At 64.8% G+C, this 19,429-nt stretch carries 13 protein-coding genes; 7 read left to right on the top strand and 6 right to left on the bottom strand.

Features of this window, described 5'->3' with window-relative positions; all coding sequences use genetic code 11:
* Positions 1 to 30: 30 nt before the first annotated feature.
* The 3 genes from ACZ9H4_RS15495 to ACZ9H4_RS15485 are packed head-to-tail and all read right to left on the bottom strand — an operon-like array spanning position 31 to position 3,059.
* Entirely contained in the window at positions 31 to 693 is a 663-nt protein-coding gene (locus tag ACZ9H4_RS15495; protein WP_408141298.1) for an ankyrin repeat domain-containing protein, read from the bottom strand.
* A gap of 15 nt (positions 694 to 708) precedes the next feature.
* Positions 709 to 1,329 (bottom strand): c-type cytochrome, encoded by a 621-nt coding sequence (locus ACZ9H4_RS15490; RefSeq protein ID WP_408141297.1) that lies wholly within the window; start codon positions 1,327 to 1,329, stop codon positions 709 to 711.
* Positions 1,326 to 3,059, bottom strand: coding sequence for a pyrroloquinoline quinone-dependent dehydrogenase (locus tag ACZ9H4_RS15485; RefSeq protein WP_408155866.1), 1,734 nt, complete (start codon positions 3,057 to 3,059; stop codon positions 1,326 to 1,328). The genes ACZ9H4_RS15490 and ACZ9H4_RS15485 overlap by 4 nt, the downstream gene beginning before the upstream one ends.
* A gap of 484 nt (positions 3,060 to 3,543) precedes the next feature.
* Between ACZ9H4_RS15485 and ACZ9H4_RS15480 the strand changes: the two genes are divergently transcribed.
* Positions 3,544 to 4,419: an endonuclease/exonuclease/phosphatase family protein gene (locus ACZ9H4_RS15480; protein WP_476119494.1), complete on the top strand. Its 876-nt coding sequence runs from the start codon at positions 3,544 to 3,546 to the stop codon at positions 4,417 to 4,419.
* 47 nt (positions 4,420 to 4,466) lie between these two features.
* On the opposite strand, the gene ACZ9H4_RS15475 is transcribed toward ACZ9H4_RS15480, so the two are convergent.
* Both ACZ9H4_RS15475 and ACZ9H4_RS15470 read right to left on the bottom strand, forming a co-directional pair.
* Positions 4,467 to 5,135 (bottom strand): hypothetical protein, encoded by a 669-nt coding sequence (locus ACZ9H4_RS15475; protein WP_408141294.1) that lies wholly within the window; start codon positions 5,133 to 5,135, stop codon positions 4,467 to 4,469.
* Positions 5,132 to 6,538: a selenium-binding protein SBP56-related protein gene (locus ACZ9H4_RS15470; RefSeq protein WP_408155870.1), complete on the bottom strand. Its 1,407-nt coding sequence runs from the start codon at positions 6,536 to 6,538 to the stop codon at positions 5,132 to 5,134. The genes ACZ9H4_RS15475 and ACZ9H4_RS15470 overlap by 4 nt, the downstream gene beginning before the upstream one ends.
* Before the next feature lie 806 nt (positions 6,539 to 7,344).
* Here ACZ9H4_RS15470 and ACZ9H4_RS15465 point away from each other — a divergent pair.
* Positions 7,345 to 8,805 (top strand): amino acid permease, encoded by a 1,461-nt coding sequence (locus tag ACZ9H4_RS15465; protein ID WP_408327036.1) that lies wholly within the window; start codon positions 7,345 to 7,347, stop codon positions 8,803 to 8,805.
* Positions 8,806 to 8,945: 140 nt separating this feature from the next.
* Here ACZ9H4_RS15465 and ACZ9H4_RS15460 read toward each other — a convergent pair whose 3' ends face one another.
* Positions 8,946 to 9,923 (bottom strand): LysR family transcriptional regulator, encoded by a 978-nt coding sequence (locus ACZ9H4_RS15460; protein ID WP_476119490.1) that lies wholly within the window; start codon positions 9,921 to 9,923, stop codon positions 8,946 to 8,948.
* A gap of 104 nt (positions 9,924 to 10,027) precedes the next feature.
* Between ACZ9H4_RS15460 and ACZ9H4_RS15455 the strand changes: the two genes are divergently transcribed.
* The 5 genes from ACZ9H4_RS15455 to ACZ9H4_RS15435 all read left to right on the top strand — a co-directional run bounded on the left by ACZ9H4_RS15455 (position 10,028) and on the right by ACZ9H4_RS15435 (position 19,410).
* Positions 10,028 to 10,390 carry an asparaginase gene (locus tag ACZ9H4_RS15455; RefSeq protein ID WP_476119488.1) on the top strand — a complete coding sequence of 121 codons (363 nt, stop codon included), beginning with the start codon at positions 10,028 to 10,030 and terminating at the stop codon, positions 10,388 to 10,390.
* Complete coding sequence (locus ACZ9H4_RS15450) at positions 10,381 to 12,873, top strand: penicillin acylase family protein (RefSeq protein WP_476119486.1); 2,493 nt, start codon at positions 10,381 to 10,383, stop codon at positions 12,871 to 12,873. Before ACZ9H4_RS15455 ends, ACZ9H4_RS15450 begins: the two co-directional genes overlap by 10 nt.
* Before the next feature lie 658 nt (positions 12,874 to 13,531).
* Positions 13,532 to 14,746 (top strand): efflux RND transporter periplasmic adaptor subunit, encoded by a 1,215-nt coding sequence (locus tag ACZ9H4_RS15445; protein ID WP_476119484.1) that lies wholly within the window; start codon positions 13,532 to 13,534, stop codon positions 14,744 to 14,746.
* Positions 14,747 to 14,756: 10 nt separating this feature from the next.
* On the top strand, positions 14,757 to 17,954 hold the full coding sequence (locus tag ACZ9H4_RS15440; RefSeq protein WP_476119482.1) for a multidrug efflux RND transporter permease subunit: 3,198 nt from the start codon (positions 14,757 to 14,759) through the stop codon (positions 17,952 to 17,954).
* Complete coding sequence (locus ACZ9H4_RS15435; RefSeq protein WP_476119480.1) at positions 17,947 to 19,410, top strand: efflux transporter outer membrane subunit; 1,464 nt, start codon at positions 17,947 to 17,949, stop codon at positions 19,408 to 19,410. The genes ACZ9H4_RS15440 and ACZ9H4_RS15435 overlap by 8 nt, the downstream gene beginning before the upstream one ends.
* The last annotated feature ends 19 nt before the right edge of the window (positions 19,411 to 19,429 follow it).

Raw genomic sequence — 19,429 nt, 5'->3', positions numbered from 1 at the left:
GCACTGCGAGGCATGCGGACGTGTCCGCGGCTAGCCGGCGGACAGCACGCCGCTCGCTCTCGCCGACTTCGTCTGCACCGCGATATCCTTCGCCGTCATGCCGCGATTGTCCTTCAGCGCCGGGTTCGCGCCGCGCGCGAGCAGCAATTGAACGGTCTCCGCGCGATCGTATCCCGCCGCCCACATCAGCGCGGTGAGATCGTTCTTGTAAAGGCGATTCACGTCGACCCCGGCATCGAGCAGCCGGCTCACCACCTTCGTTTGTCCCTGCCCGGCCGCGTACTCCATCGCGGTCTTGCCGACCCGATCAGTCGTGAACATGTCCGCACCATGCGCGAGCAGCAGCGCGACGATTTCATCGAAACCGCCATAGGCCGCGGCCATCAAGGGCGTGACGCCGGGCGCGCTCGCGTGCCCGACGTTCGCGCCGTGCTCGATCAGCGTGCGCGCCATGGCCGCGTCGCCTTGCTTGCAAGCGGTGATCAACGCCGTATCGCCGATGCGGTTCATCGCGTCCACGGCGGCGCCGCGCTCAAGCGCGGCAAGAAGCGACTGCTGGTCGCCGTCCTTGGCGGCGGCGAGCAGTTGCCGGTTGGTTTCGCCATCGCCTTGCGCGCTCGCGGGCAGGCACGCGCCGAACGCGACGGCAAGCAGCATCGCGGTCGCGATGAAGCGGGTGAGCGTCATTTTCATGGTGTCGGTTCCGTGCTACTGGAGGTTGTTCACATACGCGGCCAGATTGCGGATGTCCTCGTCGCTCAGATTGCGCGACACACTGGCCATGTTGCCCGCATCGTTGGTCCGCGTGTGCGAGCGGAAGTCCTGCAATTGCTTGACGATGTAGGGATACAGCTGGCCGGACACGCGCGGAATCTCGTTCTGCCCGGCGAAGCCGCCGAGATGGCACATCGTGCACAGTACTTCCGCGGACTTTTTGCTGCCCGCTTCGATGCTGGCGCTATCCGATTTGTACGGCACGGACACGAGCTTTTGCGCGGCGAAGTAGTCGGCGAGGTCCTGCATGTCCTCGCGCGACAGATTGGCCGCCATCGGCGACATGCGCGGGTCGCTGCGCCGCCCTTCCTTGAAGTCCCGCAGTTGCAGATAGATATAGCGCGCGGTTTGCCCGGCGAGAATCGGATAGTCCGGCGTGGTCGAGTTGCCCATCGGTCCATGACAGGCCACGCACACCTGCGCCTTCGCCTTGCCCGCCTCGGCGTCGGCGCGCGCGTTCAGCGGCAGCCATGCGGCGGCGAACCAGCCGCATAGCAATGCCGCCCCTGCACGGCGTGTCGAACGCAACCGCGAGCGCAGCATCGGCCCCGTCATGGCAGCGCGAAGACGAGCACGGTGTTGCCGCGCTTGAAATCGAGCTGCGTATTGCCGCCCGCCGCGACCGCGACATACTGCTTGCCGTGCACCGAGTACGACACCGCGGGTGCATTGACGCCGGCGCCGCACTGGTACTCCCAGAGCTTCTTGCCGCTGGCGGAGTCGAACGCGCGGAACAGGCCGTTGCCTTCGCCGTTGAAGACGAGGCCGCCCGCCGTCGCGAGCACGCCGCCGATCAGCGGCTGTTCGGTCTTGTAGTCCCACGCGACCTTGCCCGTGTCGACGTTCACCGCGGACAGCTTGCCCCATTGCTGCTCGTTCGCAATCACCTTGAACGCGCCGCCGAGCCACAGCTTGCTGCCGCCCGGATAAGCCGCCTCCTCGACCTGATACGTCATCGGCTGATGCAGATTGGCTGCGTAGACGAGGCGCGTCTTCGGATCGAAGGCCATCGGCGACCACTCGACCCCGCCGTTCGCACCCGGCAGCATGCGCGCGCCGGCAGCCGTGGGCAGCGTCCACATGTTTTCTTGCGGGATCATCGCCTGCGAATAGCGGATCAGACGTCCGGTGGCGCGATCGTGAACGTACACGTGGCCGGTCTTGCCGCCGTGCACGATGCCCGGAATCATCTTGCCGTCGTTGTCGCGCACGTCGATCAGGATCGGCGGGCTGACCGCGTCGAGGTCCCACACGTCGTGCGGCACGTACTGGTAGTGCCATTTGTATTTGCCGGTGTCGAGATCGATCGCGACGAGCGAGTCCGTATAGAGATTGTCTCCGGGCCGGATCGCGCCATACAGGTCCGGTGACGGGTTGCCCACGACGAAGAACACCGTCTTCGTTTGCCGGTCGATGGCGGGCGTCATCCACACGCCGCCGCCGAGCGTCTTGTAGAAGTCGCCGCCCTTCGCGGCAAGCTGCTTCTTCTCCGCGTCGATGTCGCGCTTCTCGTCGCGGCCGGTCGCGTCCTTGGTCGCCCACACGCCTTCCTGGCCGGTCTCCGGAATCGTGTAGAAGGTCCACAGCAACTGGCCGGAATTCGCATCGAACGCTTTGACGAAGCCGCGAATGCCGTACTCGCCCCCGTTCGTGCCGATCAGCACCTTGCCGTCGACAACCGCGGGCGCCATCGTTTCCGAATAGCCCTGGTCGGGATCGGCGATCTCGGTTTGCCACAGCACCTTGCCGGTCTTCGCGTCGAGCGCGACGAGTTTCGCGTCGAGCGTGCCCATGAAAAGCCGGTCGCCCGAGATCGCCACGCCGCGATTGTTAGGGCCGCAGCAGAACGTCGTGACCGGTCCCATCTTGTGCTTGTAATGCCAGAACTCCTTGCCCGTCGCCGCATCGACCGCATACACGTGATTGAACGACGTGGTGATGAACATCACGCCATTCGAGACGATCGGCGCCGTTTCCATCGATTCGTTGACGGCGGTCTGGAAGATGAACGCAGGTCTGAGCTTCGCGACGTTGGTCCGATTGATTTGCGCGCCATGGTAGTAGCGCGTTTGCGCGTAGGAACCGTTCGAATGGAGCCAGTCGGCCGTCGCGGTGGCGGCGCGGTCGAGCTGCTCCTGACTGACGGGCTGGAGCGTCGAAGGCATCGGCGAGGCGGTGGTGGTCGACGTGTTCTGGACTTCGTCGGCGGCGTGAGCGGCAGGCAGGCCAAATGCGATGGCGAGCAGGGGCAGGCCGACGACACCCCGGGTGAGTGTGAATGGCATGAGCGTCTCCTTGGCTTCTTATCGTTCGAGCTTTTCAACGACGGAGTGCGGCATTCATCCACCGGCGGATAGCGTGGAAAACCAGGATGGCGCAGCCCTCTCAAACAACAAAAGCGTACGATTTTGAACCGTTGATTGCTTTGTCCGGATGGGTCGGCTGCGCAGAAGGGAAACGGGGCGAAGTGCTCGTCCCCTAAAAGGCCGGCTCGCTTAAGGGTAGGCTATGCGCTTCGGTTTTTCTAGAACGTCGATGCGTTTTTATCAAGCGTGACTCGATACGTATGAGGATTTTGCCGGACGGCGGGTTTGCCGCTTGCGGTAGCAAGACGATTGCGCCGGGGGCGATGGCGCCCGAACGGCGAGGCGCGGAATTCGAGGCGCCGATATGTTGGCGCCTCGACCGCATCACATCCTCGCATCACATCCTCGCATCACATCCTCTACTCAGCGATAAACTGACCGTCCGAGTGTCAAGGAGAGCGCCATGAAACTCGTCGACTGGAACATTCAGTGGGGTTGCGGCGTGGACGGCCGTGTCGACCTCGGCCGGATCGTGCGGGAAGCGCGCGCGCTGTGCGACTTCGATGTCCTCTGCTTGCAGGAAGTCACGCGTGGATTCAATGATGAGCCGCAGACCGGCGGATTGAAAGGCCGTCCGTCGCTCGATCAATTCGCCGAGCTGGCGGCATTGCTGCCCGAGATGACCGTGATCGATGCGATCGGCTCCGATCTGCCATCACTGCGCGACAGCCGGGCGCCGCGCCGACAGTTCGGCAACGCCATCGCCACCCGCCTGCCGGTGCGTCAAGTGCTTCGGCATTCGCTACCGTGGCCCGCCGATCCCGCCAAACCGTCGATGTTGCGCATCGCGCTCGAAGCCGTGCTCGACACCGACGCCGGCCCGCTACGCGTCATCACCACGCATCTCGAGTTCTATTCGGAGCAGCAGCGGCTCGCGCAAGTGGAGAGACTGCGCGCGTTACATCGCGAAGGATGCGATCACGCGCGCCATCCCGCGAAAGCGGAAAAGCCGGACAGCCCGTTCGCCGACACCGCTCGCCCGATGAGCGCGATTCTGTGCGGCGACTTCAACAGCGCGTACGAAGATACCGCCTATTGCCGGATGCTCGAACCAATCGCCGACGCTCCGGCCTTTGCCGACGCCTGGTCCTGCGCGCATCCTGACGAGCCGCGCGCCGCGACGGTCGGCCTGTACGATCACGAGCAATGGGCCGACGGACCCTTCGCGTGCGATTTCATTTTTGTCACGGACGACCTCGCGCCGCGAGTGACGGTGTGCGACGTGGATCAGCACAGCCGAGCGTCGGATCATCAACCGATGTGGCTGGCGCTGCGCTGAAACGAAGCGGCGTCCAGCGCGCCGATTACACCAACACGCCACGACGCTCAGCCGAGCGCGGCATGCGTCAATGCGATCGCGCCCACCAGCATGAGACTCGACGCCCAGACCGCATCCAGATTGAACCAGCTGCGCGACACGAACTTCAGCCCCAGATAGCGATAGACGAGCCAGGCCAGCAGTCCGCCGGCCGCGATCATCGCCGCACCGTGCACCGCGGAGACCCACAGCGCCATGCGAAGGCTGTCATCGATCAACGCCTGGGCGGCCCGGTGCGCGTGATCCATGCCGTAAGAGCGGCACAGCCCGAGATAGATCGGCACGAGCATCAACCCCGCGCCGTGCGCAATCGCTATCGCGAACGACCAGAGCGCGAGCCTCGATGGCGGAATCCGCGCGAGCATGCGCGGGTGGCGTCGGCGGATCAGAAGACAGGCGCCGAAGGCGATCACGAGCACACTCGCGCCGACCTGGATCGCGCGCTGCCATTCGAGCAGAACCGCCAGCATCGCGAACGGCAGCATCACCACGAACATGGCGAGCACGTGCCCAGCCGCGAGATAGAACAGCGCGGCAAACAGCGCCCGCGCACGCCGCTGGATCAATCCGTTCGACACGGCGAGCGGCCAGCCCATCGCCGGGTTGAGCCCGTGATAGAGACCGCTCGCAAGGATAGCTAACCAAAGGCCGAGACGCGGCCAGCCCTCCCCGGTCAAATGCCCACCGACGGGTAGCAGAACGAATCGGTCGAGCAGTCGCCCCCTTCGAGCCGGATCTGGTGAGCCCGATAGCCATCGGGAAAGCGCACCCAGTAATCCTCGGCCAGCGCAAGGCCGCCGCCCGGTTCCGCCCGCGCCATGACCTGCGCCGCGGGCACGCCCGCCGGGTAGAACTGGTCATCCCAGGTCGAATAGAGCGAGTTGGTCCAGTACACCCGCTTGCCGTCGCGGCTGATCTCGACCATCTGCGGGCCACCGGCGAACGCCTCACCGTTCGGATGCGGTGCGCGCCGCACGATCCCGCCGAGCTGCACAGTGCCCGCCAGTTTCGGCTTGCGCGGTTCCGTCACGTCGTATTGACGCATCTCGCCGGTGCCCCAGCAGGCGACGTAGAGGAATTTGTCGTCGAGAGAGAGGTCGATGTCCGTGACGAGCGGCGGCACCGCGCCGAAACCCTGCAACAACGGCGGCAACAGTTCGGCGGCGGCCGGTTCGGGTGGGATGGTCGCCGTCTTTTCGATGTGGAACTGTCCGTCCTCGCGCCACCAGGTCCAGATCGACCCTTCGAGGTTCGTCGTGTCCACCACCACGCCGATGAACCCGTACTCGCGGCTCGGATCGTGCGCGGGCCGAACTTCGAGCGCCATCTGGTGATTCGCGCCGAGGTCGATGGTCTGCACGTTGCGTCTTGCCCGCAGGTCCCAGAAGTGAATACGATGCCCATACTTGTTCGCGAGCAGGTCCTCAGGCACGATCCCGTTCTCGAATTGCGGCGGCAATGCCCACTCGCTCGACACCATGTAATCGCGCGGGAGATTCCACCAGAAATCGTAGTGCTTCTCCTGCAGGCCGCGGTCGATCTCCCAGCGGCCGAGCACGTCGAAGGTCTCGCAGTCCATGATGAAAATACCGGGCGGCCCGTCGGTGCCGTCCTTGCCGCCGCCGCCCAGCGTGCTGATGTAAATGCCTTCGGGCCCGCAGTGAACCGTATGCGGACGCGAATAGCCGGTCTTGCGGAAAATTTCCTCGGGTTCGATGATCTTGTGAATGCGCGCCTGAGTCGGATCGGGTTTGGTGTCGACAATATAGATGCGCGACGAACGCATGCCCGGAATGATCAGGTAGCGTCGTTCGAGGAATGCGTGGCCGGTCAGCGGCGACAGCGCCGACGAGCACGCGTTCCAGCCGAAATGATGGAACTCGTCACCCTTGTTCGGCATCGTCACCGTATGAACGACCTGGCTGTAGGTCGGCGAGCCGGGTTTCACGTCGATCACGGCAAGCGCATCGGGCTGCGAGAAATCAGGGCTGAGCAGCAGCGTGTACGCGTATTCTTCCGGCGGCGCATCCATCGCGAGTTTCGGCGATGCGTGGAACGTGGAATCTGGGCGCATACCCATGGCGGGGGTCTCCTATTGTCTGGTTCCGGTCGCAAGCGTGCGGATGTTCATCGAACAGTACGCCGCCGTTCCGCGGGTTGCGAACGGCGCGCGCCGGTAACCTGCGCGGTTACACGGCAGATATGACGCGGTCCACGATTGAGCGACGGGCGTCGCGATCTTCTGGCGGCAGCGAGTATCGGGGCGGCCGACACACATACCTGCGGGGACGCGGTCATCGCGTTCCCTTTGCCGTGCATACCGTCGACTGCGGTACCCCATCGCATGCATAGCTGCGCTCAGTTTAGATTTGTAGTTCACGGCCGAGGTGAGATCAACTGAAAGTTTCGGGGCGTTCGGCACGGGCCGGCCGGCGCATCGGAATTCGAGGAGCTTGCTTGTGCGAACGCGCGCGGTCGCGGCCGAGGCCGGCCAGACCGAACTGTCGCCGGAACCCTTTCACGTGCTCCGCTGTGCGCGCGTGGCAACGCCGGCGGAAAGTCATTGCCGTCGTCATTCCGGCTCCCGTCCGCCGACGCTGCTGATCCCTCGCCGGCCGGTTCGACCAGGACCGATCCCGGTCCCCCTCTTCCAATCAGATTGCTTTATCCCGGATGCTCGCGCGATAAGCGCCGACGGAGATAATGTCCGCGACGATCCGGACTCGAAAAACTTCACGTTTTCATCGGATCCGGAATACACTGAATTCAGGTTTTCCTCCCACCTCCCCCGCCAGTCTTTGCTGACAGATGCTTTTGTCGTGCTCCGCGAGCCGGGACAAGCCGTGTCGGTTCGCGCCCAAACACCAATGAACGGGACGACTCATCATGGCTGATACGCGTTACATGGCACGGAAATCCGTCGCCGATATCGTGAATAGCGCCGAAGCTCACGGCAGTCACTCATTATCGAAAACGCTCGGCGCGGCCAGCATCACCGCGATGGGCATCGGCGCGATCATCGGCGCCGGCATCTTCGTGCTGACCGGCACGGCCGCGGCGCAATTCGCGGGCCCCAGCATCACGCTGTCGTTCGTGCTCGGCGGCATTGCGTGCGCGTTCGTCGGCCTGTGCTATTCGGAACTGGCGGCGATGTTGCCGGTTTGCGGCAGCAGTTATACGTACACCTACGCGACGCTCGGCGAAATCTTCGCGTGGATCATCGGCTGGGACCTGATTCTCGAATACGCGATGGGCGCGGCGACCGTCGCGGTCGGCTGGTCGGGTTACATCGTGAGCCTGCTGCATAACGTGGGGATCAATATCCCGCCGACCCTGGCCGCCGCGCCGGGCACCGTGATCAAGCTCGCCGACGGCACCACGGCGACCGGCGTCGTCAATCTGCCGGCCATCGTGATCATCGCGATTCTCACGACCATGCTGGTGCTCGGCACGAAGGAATCCGCGCGGCTGAACAACATCATGGTGGCGGTCAAGCTCGTCGTGGTGGTGGCCTTCATCGCGCTCGGCGTGTTTTTCATCAAACCGGAGAACTGGCATCCGTTCATCCCGGCGAATACGGGCGAGTTCGGCCACTTCGGGATGAGCGGGATTCTGCGTGGCTCGGCGGTGGTGTTTTTCGCGTTCATCGGTTTCGATGCGGTGTCCACCGCCGCACAGGAAGCGAAGAAGCCGCAGCGTGATATGCCGATCGGCATTCTTGGCTCGCTGATCGTCTGCACGGTGCTTTACATCCTCGTCGCGGGCGTGCTCACCGGGCTCGTGCCTTATGCTGATCTGAACGTCCCTGACCCGATTGCCAGGGGCGTCGACGCGATCGGTCTGAACTGGTTCTCGATCCTGATCAAGATCGGCGCATTGACGGGGCTCACCACCGTGATCCTCGTGCTGCTGTACGGCCAGAGCCGCATCTTCTTCACGATGTCGCAGGACGGCTTGCTGCCGCCGCTGTTCGCGCGGGTGCATCCGCGTCTGCAGACGCCTCATCTGAGCCAGATCCTGATCGGCACGATCGTCGCGATCGTGGCGGCGCTGACGCCGATCGGCGTGCTCGGGGAGATGGTCAGCATCGGCACGCTGTTCGCGTTCATCCTCGTGTGCGCTGCGGTGATGTATCTGCGCCGCAGCGATTCCGACGCGTTGCGGCCGTTCCGGGTGCCGGGCGTGCCGGTCGTGCCGGTGCTGGGCATCCTGTTCTGTCTCCTGCTGATGGTCGGGCTGCCGCTCGTGACCTGGGGGCGGCTCGTCGTGTGGCTGGTGATCGGAATGGTGATCTATCTGACGTACGGCCGGAATCATTCGAAGCTGCGCTTTCCGGAGCGTCATTGAGCGGCGGGGCCTGAGCCCTCGCTCATAATCCGCACACGCGACGGGCGGCTTGCTGCCGCGCGTTGCGGCGTGCTTGCGCCGCGTGCGTGGCTAGCGGGCTAGCGGGCTAGCGGGCTGCCAGCAGCTTTATCACCTCCGCGTCAAACGTCGGCCCCCAAAGCCGGCGTCTGCATCCGCTCGGGCAATTCGCCAATGCCCTTCAGACGCTCGGCCATAAACTCGCGCAGCACGCGCACCTTGGTCGAGAAGCGCCGGTTCGGCAGATACGCCATGTAAATCTGCCGGCCGGTCAGCGCGTTTTCGAGCCGGTAGTCCGGCAGCGCGACCTCCAGCTCGCCGCTCACCAGCAGATCGCGGATCAGCCAGATCTCGAACTCGGCGATGCCGAGGCCCACGCGTGTCGCCTCCAGCAGCAGTTCCGAGTGGTCGGATTGCAGATTGCCCAACGGCATCACCGACTGCACGGCCTTGCCATCCGACAGATGCCAGCGCCGATCGCCCTCCGGATGCAGATAGCGCAAGCAGTTGTGATTGATCAGATCGGCGGGCCTGCGCGGGCGCCCGCGTCGCGCGAAATAGCCAGGCGCGGCGCACAGGATGCTGTCGTTGCGCGAGATCGGCTGCACGATCAGGTTGTCGAGATAGTTCTCGCCTTCGTGGATGTCGAGGTCGAAGCCGCCCATGACCATGTCGTTGTGGTTGTCGGTCAGGCGCAGATCGAGCTGAACGGCTGGATAAAGCTCGAGAAAAGGCGCGACCAGCGGCGCCAGATAGCGGCGCCCGAACGCCACCGGCGCGGTCAGTTTCAACGGACCGCTGGGCGCGGAATCCAGCTCCGCGACCACACGCAGCGTGTCGTCGAGATCCGCGATCATCGACACCGCGCGCGCGTGATACAGCGTCCCCGCTTCGGTCAGCGCGACATGATGGGTCGAGCGGTGCAGCAGCGGCACGCCGAGCATTGCTTCGAGCGCCGTGATCTTGCGTGCGATCGTCGACGTCGCGACCTTCAGTTCGCGCGCCGCGGCCGAGAAACTCCCCAATTCGACGATCCGCACCAGCGCGCGCATCGCGCCGAGTTGATCGAGGCTCACGTCTCTGGCTTTTTTCGAAGGCATGCTTGCGTTGCGTCCAGTGCAAAACCATTTTCGAAATTACGTCTAAATGCATTTTTTTGCAATAATTAAACTCGGCTTTATCGTTTCACCCCGAAGGACACGTAATGACCCTTCCCTCGCACGTCCCGCTCGTCGTCGCCACCCGCAACGCTCATGTGGAGCGTATTCACTGGGGATCGGTGGCGGTGGTCGACACTACCGGCGCGCTGCTGGCCCACGCCGGCGATCCGCTCGCGTGGGTGTTCTCCCGCTCGACGCTCAAGCCGTTCCAGGCACTGCCCTTCGTGCGCGACGGCGGCCCGGACCATTTCGACTTCACCGACGCCGAACTGGCGCTCGCCTGCGCGAGCCGCGCGTGGCGGGCACGCCGGTTGCCGCCGGTACGTTGTAAGACGGCGCGAACTTTCCCCGTTTACGCCATATTCTTCACCGCCAACAGCCTGCTCGTGGACTGCCTATGCCTTTGACCGTTTTTCTGCGCCATCGGGTCCGTCTGCTAGTCACCCTGCCCTTGCTCGCATGGGGCCTGCAAAGCTGCGCCGTGCCGAACGCCGAACTCGACGCGCGCACGGGACCGTATCAGGTCGAGATCCGCCGCACCGCGCTGGGCATTCCGCATGTGAAAGCCGGCGACTGGGGCAGCCTCGGCTATGGCTACGGCTACGTCCAGGCACAGGACAATCTGTGCACAATGGCCGACGCCTTCGTCTCCTATCGTGGCGAACGCTCACGCTACTTCGGCGCGAAAGCGCGCCCCACGACCGAAGCGAGCTTCGGCCAGCCCGAGAACCTCGACGCCGACTTCTTCTTCCGATTCATCGCCGACGATGCCGCCGTTGCGCGCTATCGGCAAAGTCAGACCGCCGACATGCATGCCCTGATCGACGGCTTCGTGGCGGGCTACAACCGCTATGTCGGCGAGCTTGCGCAAGGCGCGTCGCCCGGCGCGCATGCGGCTTGCCGTGCGGCGCCGTGGGCGGGCAAGATCAGCAGCGCGGATATTTACCGGCGTCTTTACGCGGCGAATCTGGCGGGCAGCGCGGCACGCTTTGCCAGCGCGATCGCGACGGCAAAGCCGCCGGTTGCGGACGTTGCACGACCCGCAGCTTCGCGTGAGCAGCAGCAAGAAGACGTGAGCGCAACGGACAAGAACGAACTCGCCACCACCGCGCCGCTCGCCCACTTCGGCGGCCATTCCGGAATCGGCAGCAACGCACTGGCGTTCGGCGCGGACGCGACGCATAACGGCAGCGCGCTGCTGCTCGGCAATCCGCATTGGTTCTGGAGTGGCCCGGACCGCTTCTACCAGGCACAACTGACGATCCCCGGCAAGCTCAACGTGAGCGGCGTGTCCTTGCTCGGCATCCCGCTGATCATGATCGGCTTCAACGAAAACGTCGCGTGGACACATACCGTCTCCACCGCGAAGCGCTTTGGCCTCTTCAAGCTGACGCTCGTGCCGGGCTCGCCGACGCGCTACCTGGTCGACGGCAGGAGCGAAACGATGACACCGACGCAAGTGAAGGTCGAGGTGCGCGCGGACGACGGTTCGATCCATAGCGTGTCGCGCACGCTGTATCGCTCGCGTTTCGGCCCGCTCGTCAATCTCGGCGCGATGTCGCCCGCGCTCGCGTGGAATCAGCAGCAGGCTTTCGCGCTGCGTGACATCAACGCGGACAACTTCCGCGTGTTCGAAAACTTTCTCGAATGGAACCAGGCGAGTTCGCTCGACGATTTCATCCGCATCCAGAAGAAGAACGCGGCGGTGCCGTGGGTGAATACGCTGGCAATCGGCCGGGGCGATCCGCGCGTGTGGTACGCGGATATCGGCGCGGTGCCGGACGTGCCCGATGAACTCGCGCAGCGCTGTACGCCGCCGGTCGGCCGCGCGCTGGCGCAGTCGATGCCGGGCGTGCCGTTCCTCGACGGTTCGCGCAGCGATTGCGACTGGCGCAATCAGACCGGCTCCGTGCAGCCTCGCGCATTGCCGGTCGCGCAGATGCCGAGCCTCTTGCGGCGCGATTACGTCGGCAATTTCAATGGCAGCTACTGGCTCAGCAATCCGGCTGAGCCGTTGAGCGGCTACGCGCAGATAGTCGGCGCGACACATACGCCGCAATCGCTGCGCACGCGTCTCGGTCACAGCATCGCGACGCAGTTGCAAAGCGACCCGGCGGGCGTGTCCGCCGATGCGCTCGGCCGCGCCGCGCTCGACAGCCGCTCGATGTCGGCGCTGCTGTTCAAGCAGCCCGTGCTCGATCGCCTGTGCGGCGGCGCAGTGGCCGGTGCAAATGACGCCGCGATTGAATCCGATAAAAGCAACGACCTCCGTCAAGCCTGCAAAGTACTCGCCACCTGGGACGACACCGCTGCCGCCAATGCCGTCGGCGCGACGCTGTGGGACGAACTGTGGCGTCGCCTGCTGACGATTCCTCCGCAGCAGTTGTACGCGGTGCAGTTCGATCCCGCGCAACCGCTGACGACACCCGCGGGCATCGCCGCCGACCCGGCCAAACTCGCCGCCGCGCTGCACGACGCCATCGCCGCCCTGCGTCACGCCGGCATCGCGCTCGATGAGCCACGCAGCGCCGCACTCTACGTACAGCGCAATGGCGAGCGCATCCCGCTATTCGGCGGCTGCGACGCAGGGGGCTACTTCACGGCCGCGTGCGCGGCCCATCCGTTCGATACGCGCGGCTATTCGATGGACATCAACCCGAACGGCGACACCTACCTGCAGCTCGTCTCGTTCGACGGCGACCAGGTGCTTGCGCGGACCATGCTCGCGTCGTCCGAATCCGGCGACCCGGCCTCACCCCACTATGCCGACGCGACGCGCGACTACGCCGCGCGGCGCTGGCTGAGCGTTCCGTTTTCCGAAGCGTCGATCGTGCGCGATCCCTCGATGCGCGTGCAAACCTTGAGCTCGTCGGATGCGCAAGCGCGCTAACTCCCCCCCACTGGCACAGAGAACCTGAGCGCATGGCCATTCAACCGGCTCAACAGGTCGATGCGGCGTCGCGCGGCATTGAGCGCGCGCGGCACATGATGCTCGACAGACGGCCCCGGCTTTATACCCAGCTTTCATTGATAACGGTTGCGTGCCGTTCAAATCGCCATTGCGATATGCCGGTTTGAAAACATAATCGACCGTTCACCCATTCTTTCCGGCCAGTCCCGGGTACCAGCGCGCCCGGTAGCGCCCCCTCATGCGGTTTACCTGTACTAAACTTTGTGCGCCCGCCGCCGGCATCGCGCCGCTTTCAATTGCATTGGCGCGGCAATTTGACAAGCAGGTCAAACCTTGTAAGATCGACAGAGATTTTGTGCCGCGGGCATTAAAAAGTATCAAGCTCGTTATCCGCATGAAAGCGCATTGCCGAAAACCGGATCAAGATGCTGGCCTTCAGTGAGAATACGCATGAAACACCTGTCCTCGATTACAACGTGGGTTCAGGCAACTTGCAATTGGACGCAAGCGTGTAATACGCCGGCTGCAACGGCCGCCGCCCGGAAGCCCTAAAGAACCACCCGCCATCACACTGCAAGACCGTAAGACTGCAAGCAAATTCAAAGCGAAAAAGAGTGCCTTCACCGAGGAGTTTCTCTTGCCCTGCTCCGCGTCCAGCTTATGTAGTCGTGCCGTATTCGTTGTAATCACCGGTTTGCCGCTCGTGCTTGCCGCCTGCGGCGACAGGCAGGATGTGCCGGCTGCGGCCATGCCGCCGGTGCCCGTGCTGGTCGAAACGGTGGCCGCGTCGAACGTGCCGGACGTCGTCGAATTGCCTGGCCGGATCGAGGCGGTCCGCACCGCGGAGATTCGCGCGCGGGTCGACGGCATCGTCGAGCGCACGCTCTATCAGGAAGGCACGGACCTGCGCGCCAACGCGCCGCTCTTCCAGATCGACGACCGGGACTACCGCGCGCAGTTGCAGCAGGCGCAGGCTGCCTTGACGCGCGCCACCGCCGTGTATAAGAACGCGGCTTCGGTAGTGGATCGCTTCAGGCCGCTGCTCGAGCGGCACGCGGTCAGCGCCCAGGAAAACGACGCCGCGGTCGCGACGATGCAGCAGGCCCAGGCCAACGTCGCCGATGCGCAGGCCGCCGTGACGCTCGCCAATCTGCGACTCGAACGCTCCGTGGTGCGCACGCCGATCGCCGGACGCGTGGGCCGCGCGCAAGTCACCGAAGGCGCGCTCGTCAGCGCTGGCGCGGCTACGCTGATGGCGCAGGTCAATCAGCTCTCGCCGATCAACGCCGTGTTCACGCAATCGAATACGGCGATGCTCGACGTCGAGCAACAGATTCAGTCGGGCACGCGCAAGGCGATCGATATGAAACACGTCGAGGTCGAACTGCTGCTCGCCAACGGCCAGGTCTACGACGAGCACGGCTTCCTCGACTTCGCCGATCTGGTCGTCGATCCGTCGACCGGCACGCAAACGGTGCGCGCCCAGTTCGCCAATCCGTCGCGCACGCTGTTACCCGGGCAATTCGTGCGCGGGCGCATCATCACGGCGGGCAACCGGCAAGGCATCCGGATTGCCGAACGCGCGGTGCAACTGGACAACGGCATCGCCAGCGTGGCGCTCGTCGCGGACGACGGCACCGTGGTTCACCGCAACATCGATCTCGGCGAGCAAGGCGAAGGACGCTGGACCGTGCGCGACGGGTTGAAACCCGGCGAGCGCGTGATCGTCGACGGGTGGCAGAAGGTCCAGCCCGGCCAGCGGGTCGATGCGCGGCCTGCCCCCGCAGCGGGAACGGCAGCAGCAGCGGCAGCGGCAACCGCGGCGCCGACACCGGCTTCGGCCACGCGCTGACGGGAGCCCGATGAATCGTTTCTTCGTTTCCCGCCCGGTCTTCGCCTGGGTCATCGCACTGTTCACGGTGCTGTTCGGCACGTTGGCCGTCGCGCTTCTGCCCGTCGAACAATATCCGGACGTCGCGCCCCCCTCGCTCAGCATCTCGGCAATCTTCAGCGGCGCCGACGCGCGCACGCTCGATCGCACCGTCACCTCGATCATCGAAGACGAGATGAACGGCATCGAGAATTTTCTCTACATGTCATCGGTCAGCCGCTCCAACGGCACCGCGCAGATCACTGTGGTGCTCAAGCCGGGCACCAATCTCGACATCGCGCGCACCCAGGTCCAGGACCGCCTGAGCCGCGTCGAGCCGCGCCTGCCGCTGGAAGTGCGGCAACGCGGCATCAGCGTGACCAAGGCGTCGTCGGGCTTTCTGATGCTGCTCGCGTTGCAGAACGCCGACGGCTCCACCAACGCGACGGCGATGGGCAACTTCGCGTCCAACAACATCGTCAACGAGTTGCGCCGGATCGACGGGGTCGGCGACGTGCAGCTGTTCGGCTCGTCGTACGCGATGCGCATCTGGCTCGACCCGACCAGGCTGGCGGGCTTCGGTCTGTCGGCGAGCGAGGTGTTGCAGGCCGTGCAGGAGCAGAACAGCCAGACGGCGGGCGGCGGACTCGGCGACCAGCCCAACGCGGGCAGCTCCGAATTCACCGCGCAGATCGTCACGCAAAGCCGTTTCTCGACGCCCGAGCAGTTCCGCGAAATCATCGTGCGCGCCAATCCGGATGGCTCGACCGTGCGTCTGGGCGACGTCGCGCGCGTCGAACTCGGCAACGACAGCTACGGCAACCGGTTGAGCGTCAACGGCAAGGAGTCGGCCGGCATCGCGATCCAGCTCGCGAGCGGGGCCAACGCGCTCGCGGTCGCCAATCACGTGCGCCAGCGCATGGCCGAATTGCAGCCGACCTTCCCGCGCGGCGTGACGTGGGCGGTGCCGTTCGATACGACGCCGTTCATCACGACGTCCGTGCACAGCGTGATCCGCACGATGATCGAGGCGCTGCTGCTCGTCACCGTCGTGGTGTTCCTGTTCCTGCAAGACTGGCGCGCCACGCTCATTCCGACGCTGGTCGTACCCGTCGCGCTGATCGGCACCTGCGCCGGGCTGTATCTGTTCGGGCTGTCGATCAACATCCTGTCGCTGTTCGGGATGGTGGTGGCGATCGGTATCCTCAACGACGACGCGATCGTGGTCGTCGAAAACGTCGCGCGCATCATGCGCGAAGAAGGACTCAGCGCGCCGCGCGCCACCGTCAAGGCGGTCGGCCAGATTTCCGGCGCGGTGATCGCGAGTACGCTGGTGCTGGTCGCGGTGTTCATTCCGATGGCGTTCTTCCCCGGCTCGACCGGCGGCATCTACCGGCAGTTCTCGGTGACGCTCGCGGTGTCGATCATCCTCTCCACTCTGCTCGCGCTCACGCTCGGCGCGGCGTTGTGTGCCGCGTTGCTACGCAACGAAACCTATAAGGGGGCCACGCCGACAAGCGCGGCCGGCAAACTGTTGCAGCGGGTGTTCGACGGATTCAACCGCGGCCTCGGCGCGGGCACCGACCGTTATATTCGCGGCGTCGACGCGATGCTGCGCTCGCCGCTGCGCTGGCTGCTGCTGTTCGTGGTCGCCTGCGTGATTACCGCCTGGCTTTTCATGCGGCTGCCAGGCGGCTTTCTGCCGACCGAAGATCAAGGGCATGTGTTCATCACCTACACCGGCGCGCCGGGTTCCACCGAGCAGCGCACCCAGCAGGCGATCAACCAGGTCGAAGCGTTTTTGCGTCAACAGCCGCAGGTGCGCAACGTGGCGTCGGTGACCGGGTTCAGCTTCTTCGGCCAGGGACAATCGGCGGCGCTCTCCTTCGTCGATCTGAAGCCGTGGGACGAGCGGCCTGGCGAGGCGAACTCCGCGAGCGCACTGGTTCGCCGCGCCAACGGCGCGTTCCGGCAGATTCCCGAAGCGATGATTTTCGCCCTCGATCCCCCGGCCATCCCCTCGCTCGGCAACGCGACGGGCTTCACGATGAAGATCCAGGACCGCAGCGGCGTCGGCGGCGATGCGCTGCAACAGGCCGCGCGGCGCATCATGATCGAGGCGGCGCAAAGCCCGATTCTCGCGGGCGTGCGCTCCGAGGGCATGCCCGAGGCGCCGCAGTTGTACGTGGAGATCGACCGCGTCAAGGCGCGCGCGCTCGGCCTGCAGATCGGACAGGTCAATCAGGCGCTGGCGCTGTCGTTCGGCTCGAACTACGTGAACGACTTCGTGTTCGAGGGCAATGTGCTGCGCGTGTTTCTGCAGGCGGATGCCGAGCATCGGATGAGAGCGGAAGACGTGAGCGCGCTGCGATTACGCAACAACCGCAACGAGATGGTGCCGTTCTCGGCGTTCAGCCGCGTGCGCTGGATTTCCGGTCCGCAGCAGCTCGAACGCTATAACGGCTTTCCGTCGGCCACCGTATCCGGCCAGGCGGCAGCGGGCCGCTCGAGCGGCGCCGCGCTCACCGAAATGGAGCGCATCGCTTCGCATGTGCTGACCGGCAATCTCACGTACGAATGGACCGGCACCGCGTTCGAGGAGAAACAGGCCGGCGGCCAGATCGGCCTGCTGCTCGGCCTGTCGCTGGTGGTCGTGTTCCTGCTGCTCGCCGCGCTGTACGAAAGCTGGGCGATTCCGGCCTCGGTGCTGCTGATCATTCCGTTCGGCGTGATCGGGGCGGTGGTGCTGACGATGCTGCGCGGCCTTTCGGCGGACGTCTACTTCAATATCGGGCTCGTGACTATCATCGGGCTAGCGGCGAAGAACGCGATTCTGATCGTCGAGTTCGCGATCAAGGAGGAATCCGAAGGAAAAGACGCGATCGCCGCCGCGAAGAATGGCGCGCAGCAGCGCCTGCGTCCGATCCTGATGACCAGCGTCACTTTCGTGCTCGGCATGATGCCGCTCGTGCTCGCGACCGGCGCGGGCGCCGCGAGCCGGCGCGCGGTCGGCACCGGCGTGATGGGCAGCATGTTGACGGCGACGCTGTTCGGCATCTTCTTCACGCCGCTGTTCTATGTGGCCGCGCGTCGCTGGCTGAGCCGCAAGAAGCGCAAGATCGATCTCGACGAGGATGATCTGGCCGCGTCCAACGGCGGCGAACCGGCGGGAGGCAAGCAAGATGCGTAAGCGCCTGCTGGTCCCGCTCGTGCCGCTCGTGCCGCTCGTCTGCTCGCTGGCCGCTTGCAATTTCGCGCCGACCTATCGCCAGCCTGAACTGCCGATCGCGGAGCACTTCGCGATGCCCCATGCCGAAGGCACCCACCTCGCAACCGAGGTCGACTGGGAAACATTCTTCGCCGATCCGCACCTGAAGCTGCTGATCGCCACGGCGCTGCAACGCAACCGCGATCTGGCGGCGTCGGTCGCGCGCATCGAACAGGCGCGCGCGTTCTATCGCATCCAGAACGCGCAGCGCTTCCCGCAGGTCAACGTCAATGCGGGCGCGACGCGCACCAAAACGCCGCTCAGTTCGATCGAACCGGAACTCCCCGACAACAACACGTCGATCCAGTTCAACCAGTACAACGTGCAGGCGGCGGTGACGTCGTTCGAACTGGACTTCTGGGGACGTGTGCGCAATCTCAGCGACGCCGCGCGCCTGCGCTATCTCGCAACCGTCGAAGCACAGCGCGCATTCCGTTTGTCGCTGATCGGCAATGTCGCGGCGAACTATTACGCGATCCGCTCGGGCGAGGAAGGCATCGAGCTTGCCGAACGGACGCTGGCGAGCCGCCGCTATGCGCTCGAAGTCGCGAAGCTGCGGCTGGACGCCGGCGTGACGTCGATGGTCGATTACGAGCAGGCCGCGATTCTCGTCACGCAGGCGCAGACCCAGTTGGCGGAATTGCAAAGGACCACCGCGCAGCAGCGCAATCAACTGGAAGTGGTGATCGGCGGGCCATTGCAGGATACGCTCCCCCCGGCGGCGGCGATCGCCGACGCCAAACAGTTCGGCGAGCTGGACCCGGGTCTGCCGTCCGCGTTGCTCGTCAATCGGCCCGACATCGTGCAGGCCGAACAACAGCTTCGTGCAGCCGACGCGGACATCGGCGCGGCGCGCGCGGACTTCTTCCCGCGCATCGCGCTGACGGGCAGTTTCGGTTATGTGTCGGCGGAACTGAGCGACCTCTTCGTGCCAGGCAAACAGGCGTGGTCGGTGGGCGCGCTGGTCGCGATGCCGATCTTCGATGCCGGCCAGCGTCAGGCGCAACTCGCGCAGACGCGCGCACGGCGCGATGAACTGGTCGCCGATTATCAGCGCACCGTGCAGACGGCTTTTCGTGAGGTATCCGATGCATTGGTCGGACGCCAACGCTATAAGGAGCAGATTACCGCGCAGGAACAGGCGGTAGAAGCACAGCGGCAACTCGCCGAAACGGCCGAGCTTCGCTATGAGAATGGGATCTCGATCTATCTCGAGGTGGTGGATGCGCGGCGCAATCTTTTTTCTGCCGAGCAGCAGCTGATTCAGCTTCGCGCCACCGCGTTGCAAAACGGCGTGTCGCTTTACGTCGCACTGGGCGGCGGTCCCGACGCGCCGCACATTCAGCAGGTGCAAGCGGCCGGGAACCAGTCAAACTGAGGCACTGTGCGCAGCATCC

It is taken from the genome of Paraburkholderia sp. TE9906 (genome assembly GCF_056279605.1).
This window is presented reverse-complemented; position numbering and strand designations above follow the sequence as displayed.

Excerpts from the sequence above, each read along its gene's own strand:
- ACZ9H4_RS15470 (WP_408155870.1), bottom strand. The coding sequence starts at position 6,538 with ATGGGTATGCGCCCAGATTCCACGTTCCACGCATCGCCGAAACTCGCG.
- ACZ9H4_RS15490 (WP_408141297.1), bottom strand. The coding sequence starts at position 1,329 with ATGACGGGGCCGATGCTGCGCTCGCGGTTGCGTTCGACACGCCGTGCA.
- ACZ9H4_RS15435 (WP_476119480.1), top strand. The coding sequence starts at position 17,947 with ATGCGTAAGCGCCTGCTGGTCCCGCTCGTGCCGCTCGTGCCGCTCGTC.
- ACZ9H4_RS15440 (WP_476119482.1), top strand. The coding sequence starts at position 14,757 with ATGAATCGTTTCTTCGTTTCCCGCCCGGTCTTCGCCTGGGTCATCGCA.
- ACZ9H4_RS15485 (WP_408155866.1), bottom strand. The coding sequence starts at position 3,059 with ATGCCATTCACACTCACCCGGGGTGTCGTCGGCCTGCCCCTGCTCGCC.
- ACZ9H4_RS15460 (WP_476119490.1), bottom strand. The coding sequence starts at position 9,923 with ATGCCTTCGAAAAAAGCCAGAGACGTGAGCCTCGATCAACTCGGCGCG.
- ACZ9H4_RS15455 (WP_476119488.1), top strand. The coding sequence starts at position 10,028 with ATGACCCTTCCCTCGCACGTCCCGCTCGTCGTCGCCACCCGCAACGCT.
- ACZ9H4_RS15450 (WP_476119486.1), top strand. The coding sequence starts at position 10,381 with ATGCCTTTGACCGTTTTTCTGCGCCATCGGGTCCGTCTGCTAGTCACC.
- ACZ9H4_RS15495 (WP_408141298.1), bottom strand. The coding sequence starts at position 693 with ATGAAAATGACGCTCACCCGCTTCATCGCGACCGCGATGCTGCTTGCC.
- ACZ9H4_RS15480 (WP_476119494.1), top strand. The coding sequence starts at position 3,544 with ATGAAACTCGTCGACTGGAACATTCAGTGGGGTTGCGGCGTGGACGGC.
- ACZ9H4_RS15465 (WP_408327036.1), top strand. The coding sequence starts at position 7,345 with ATGGCTGATACGCGTTACATGGCACGGAAATCCGTCGCCGATATCGTG.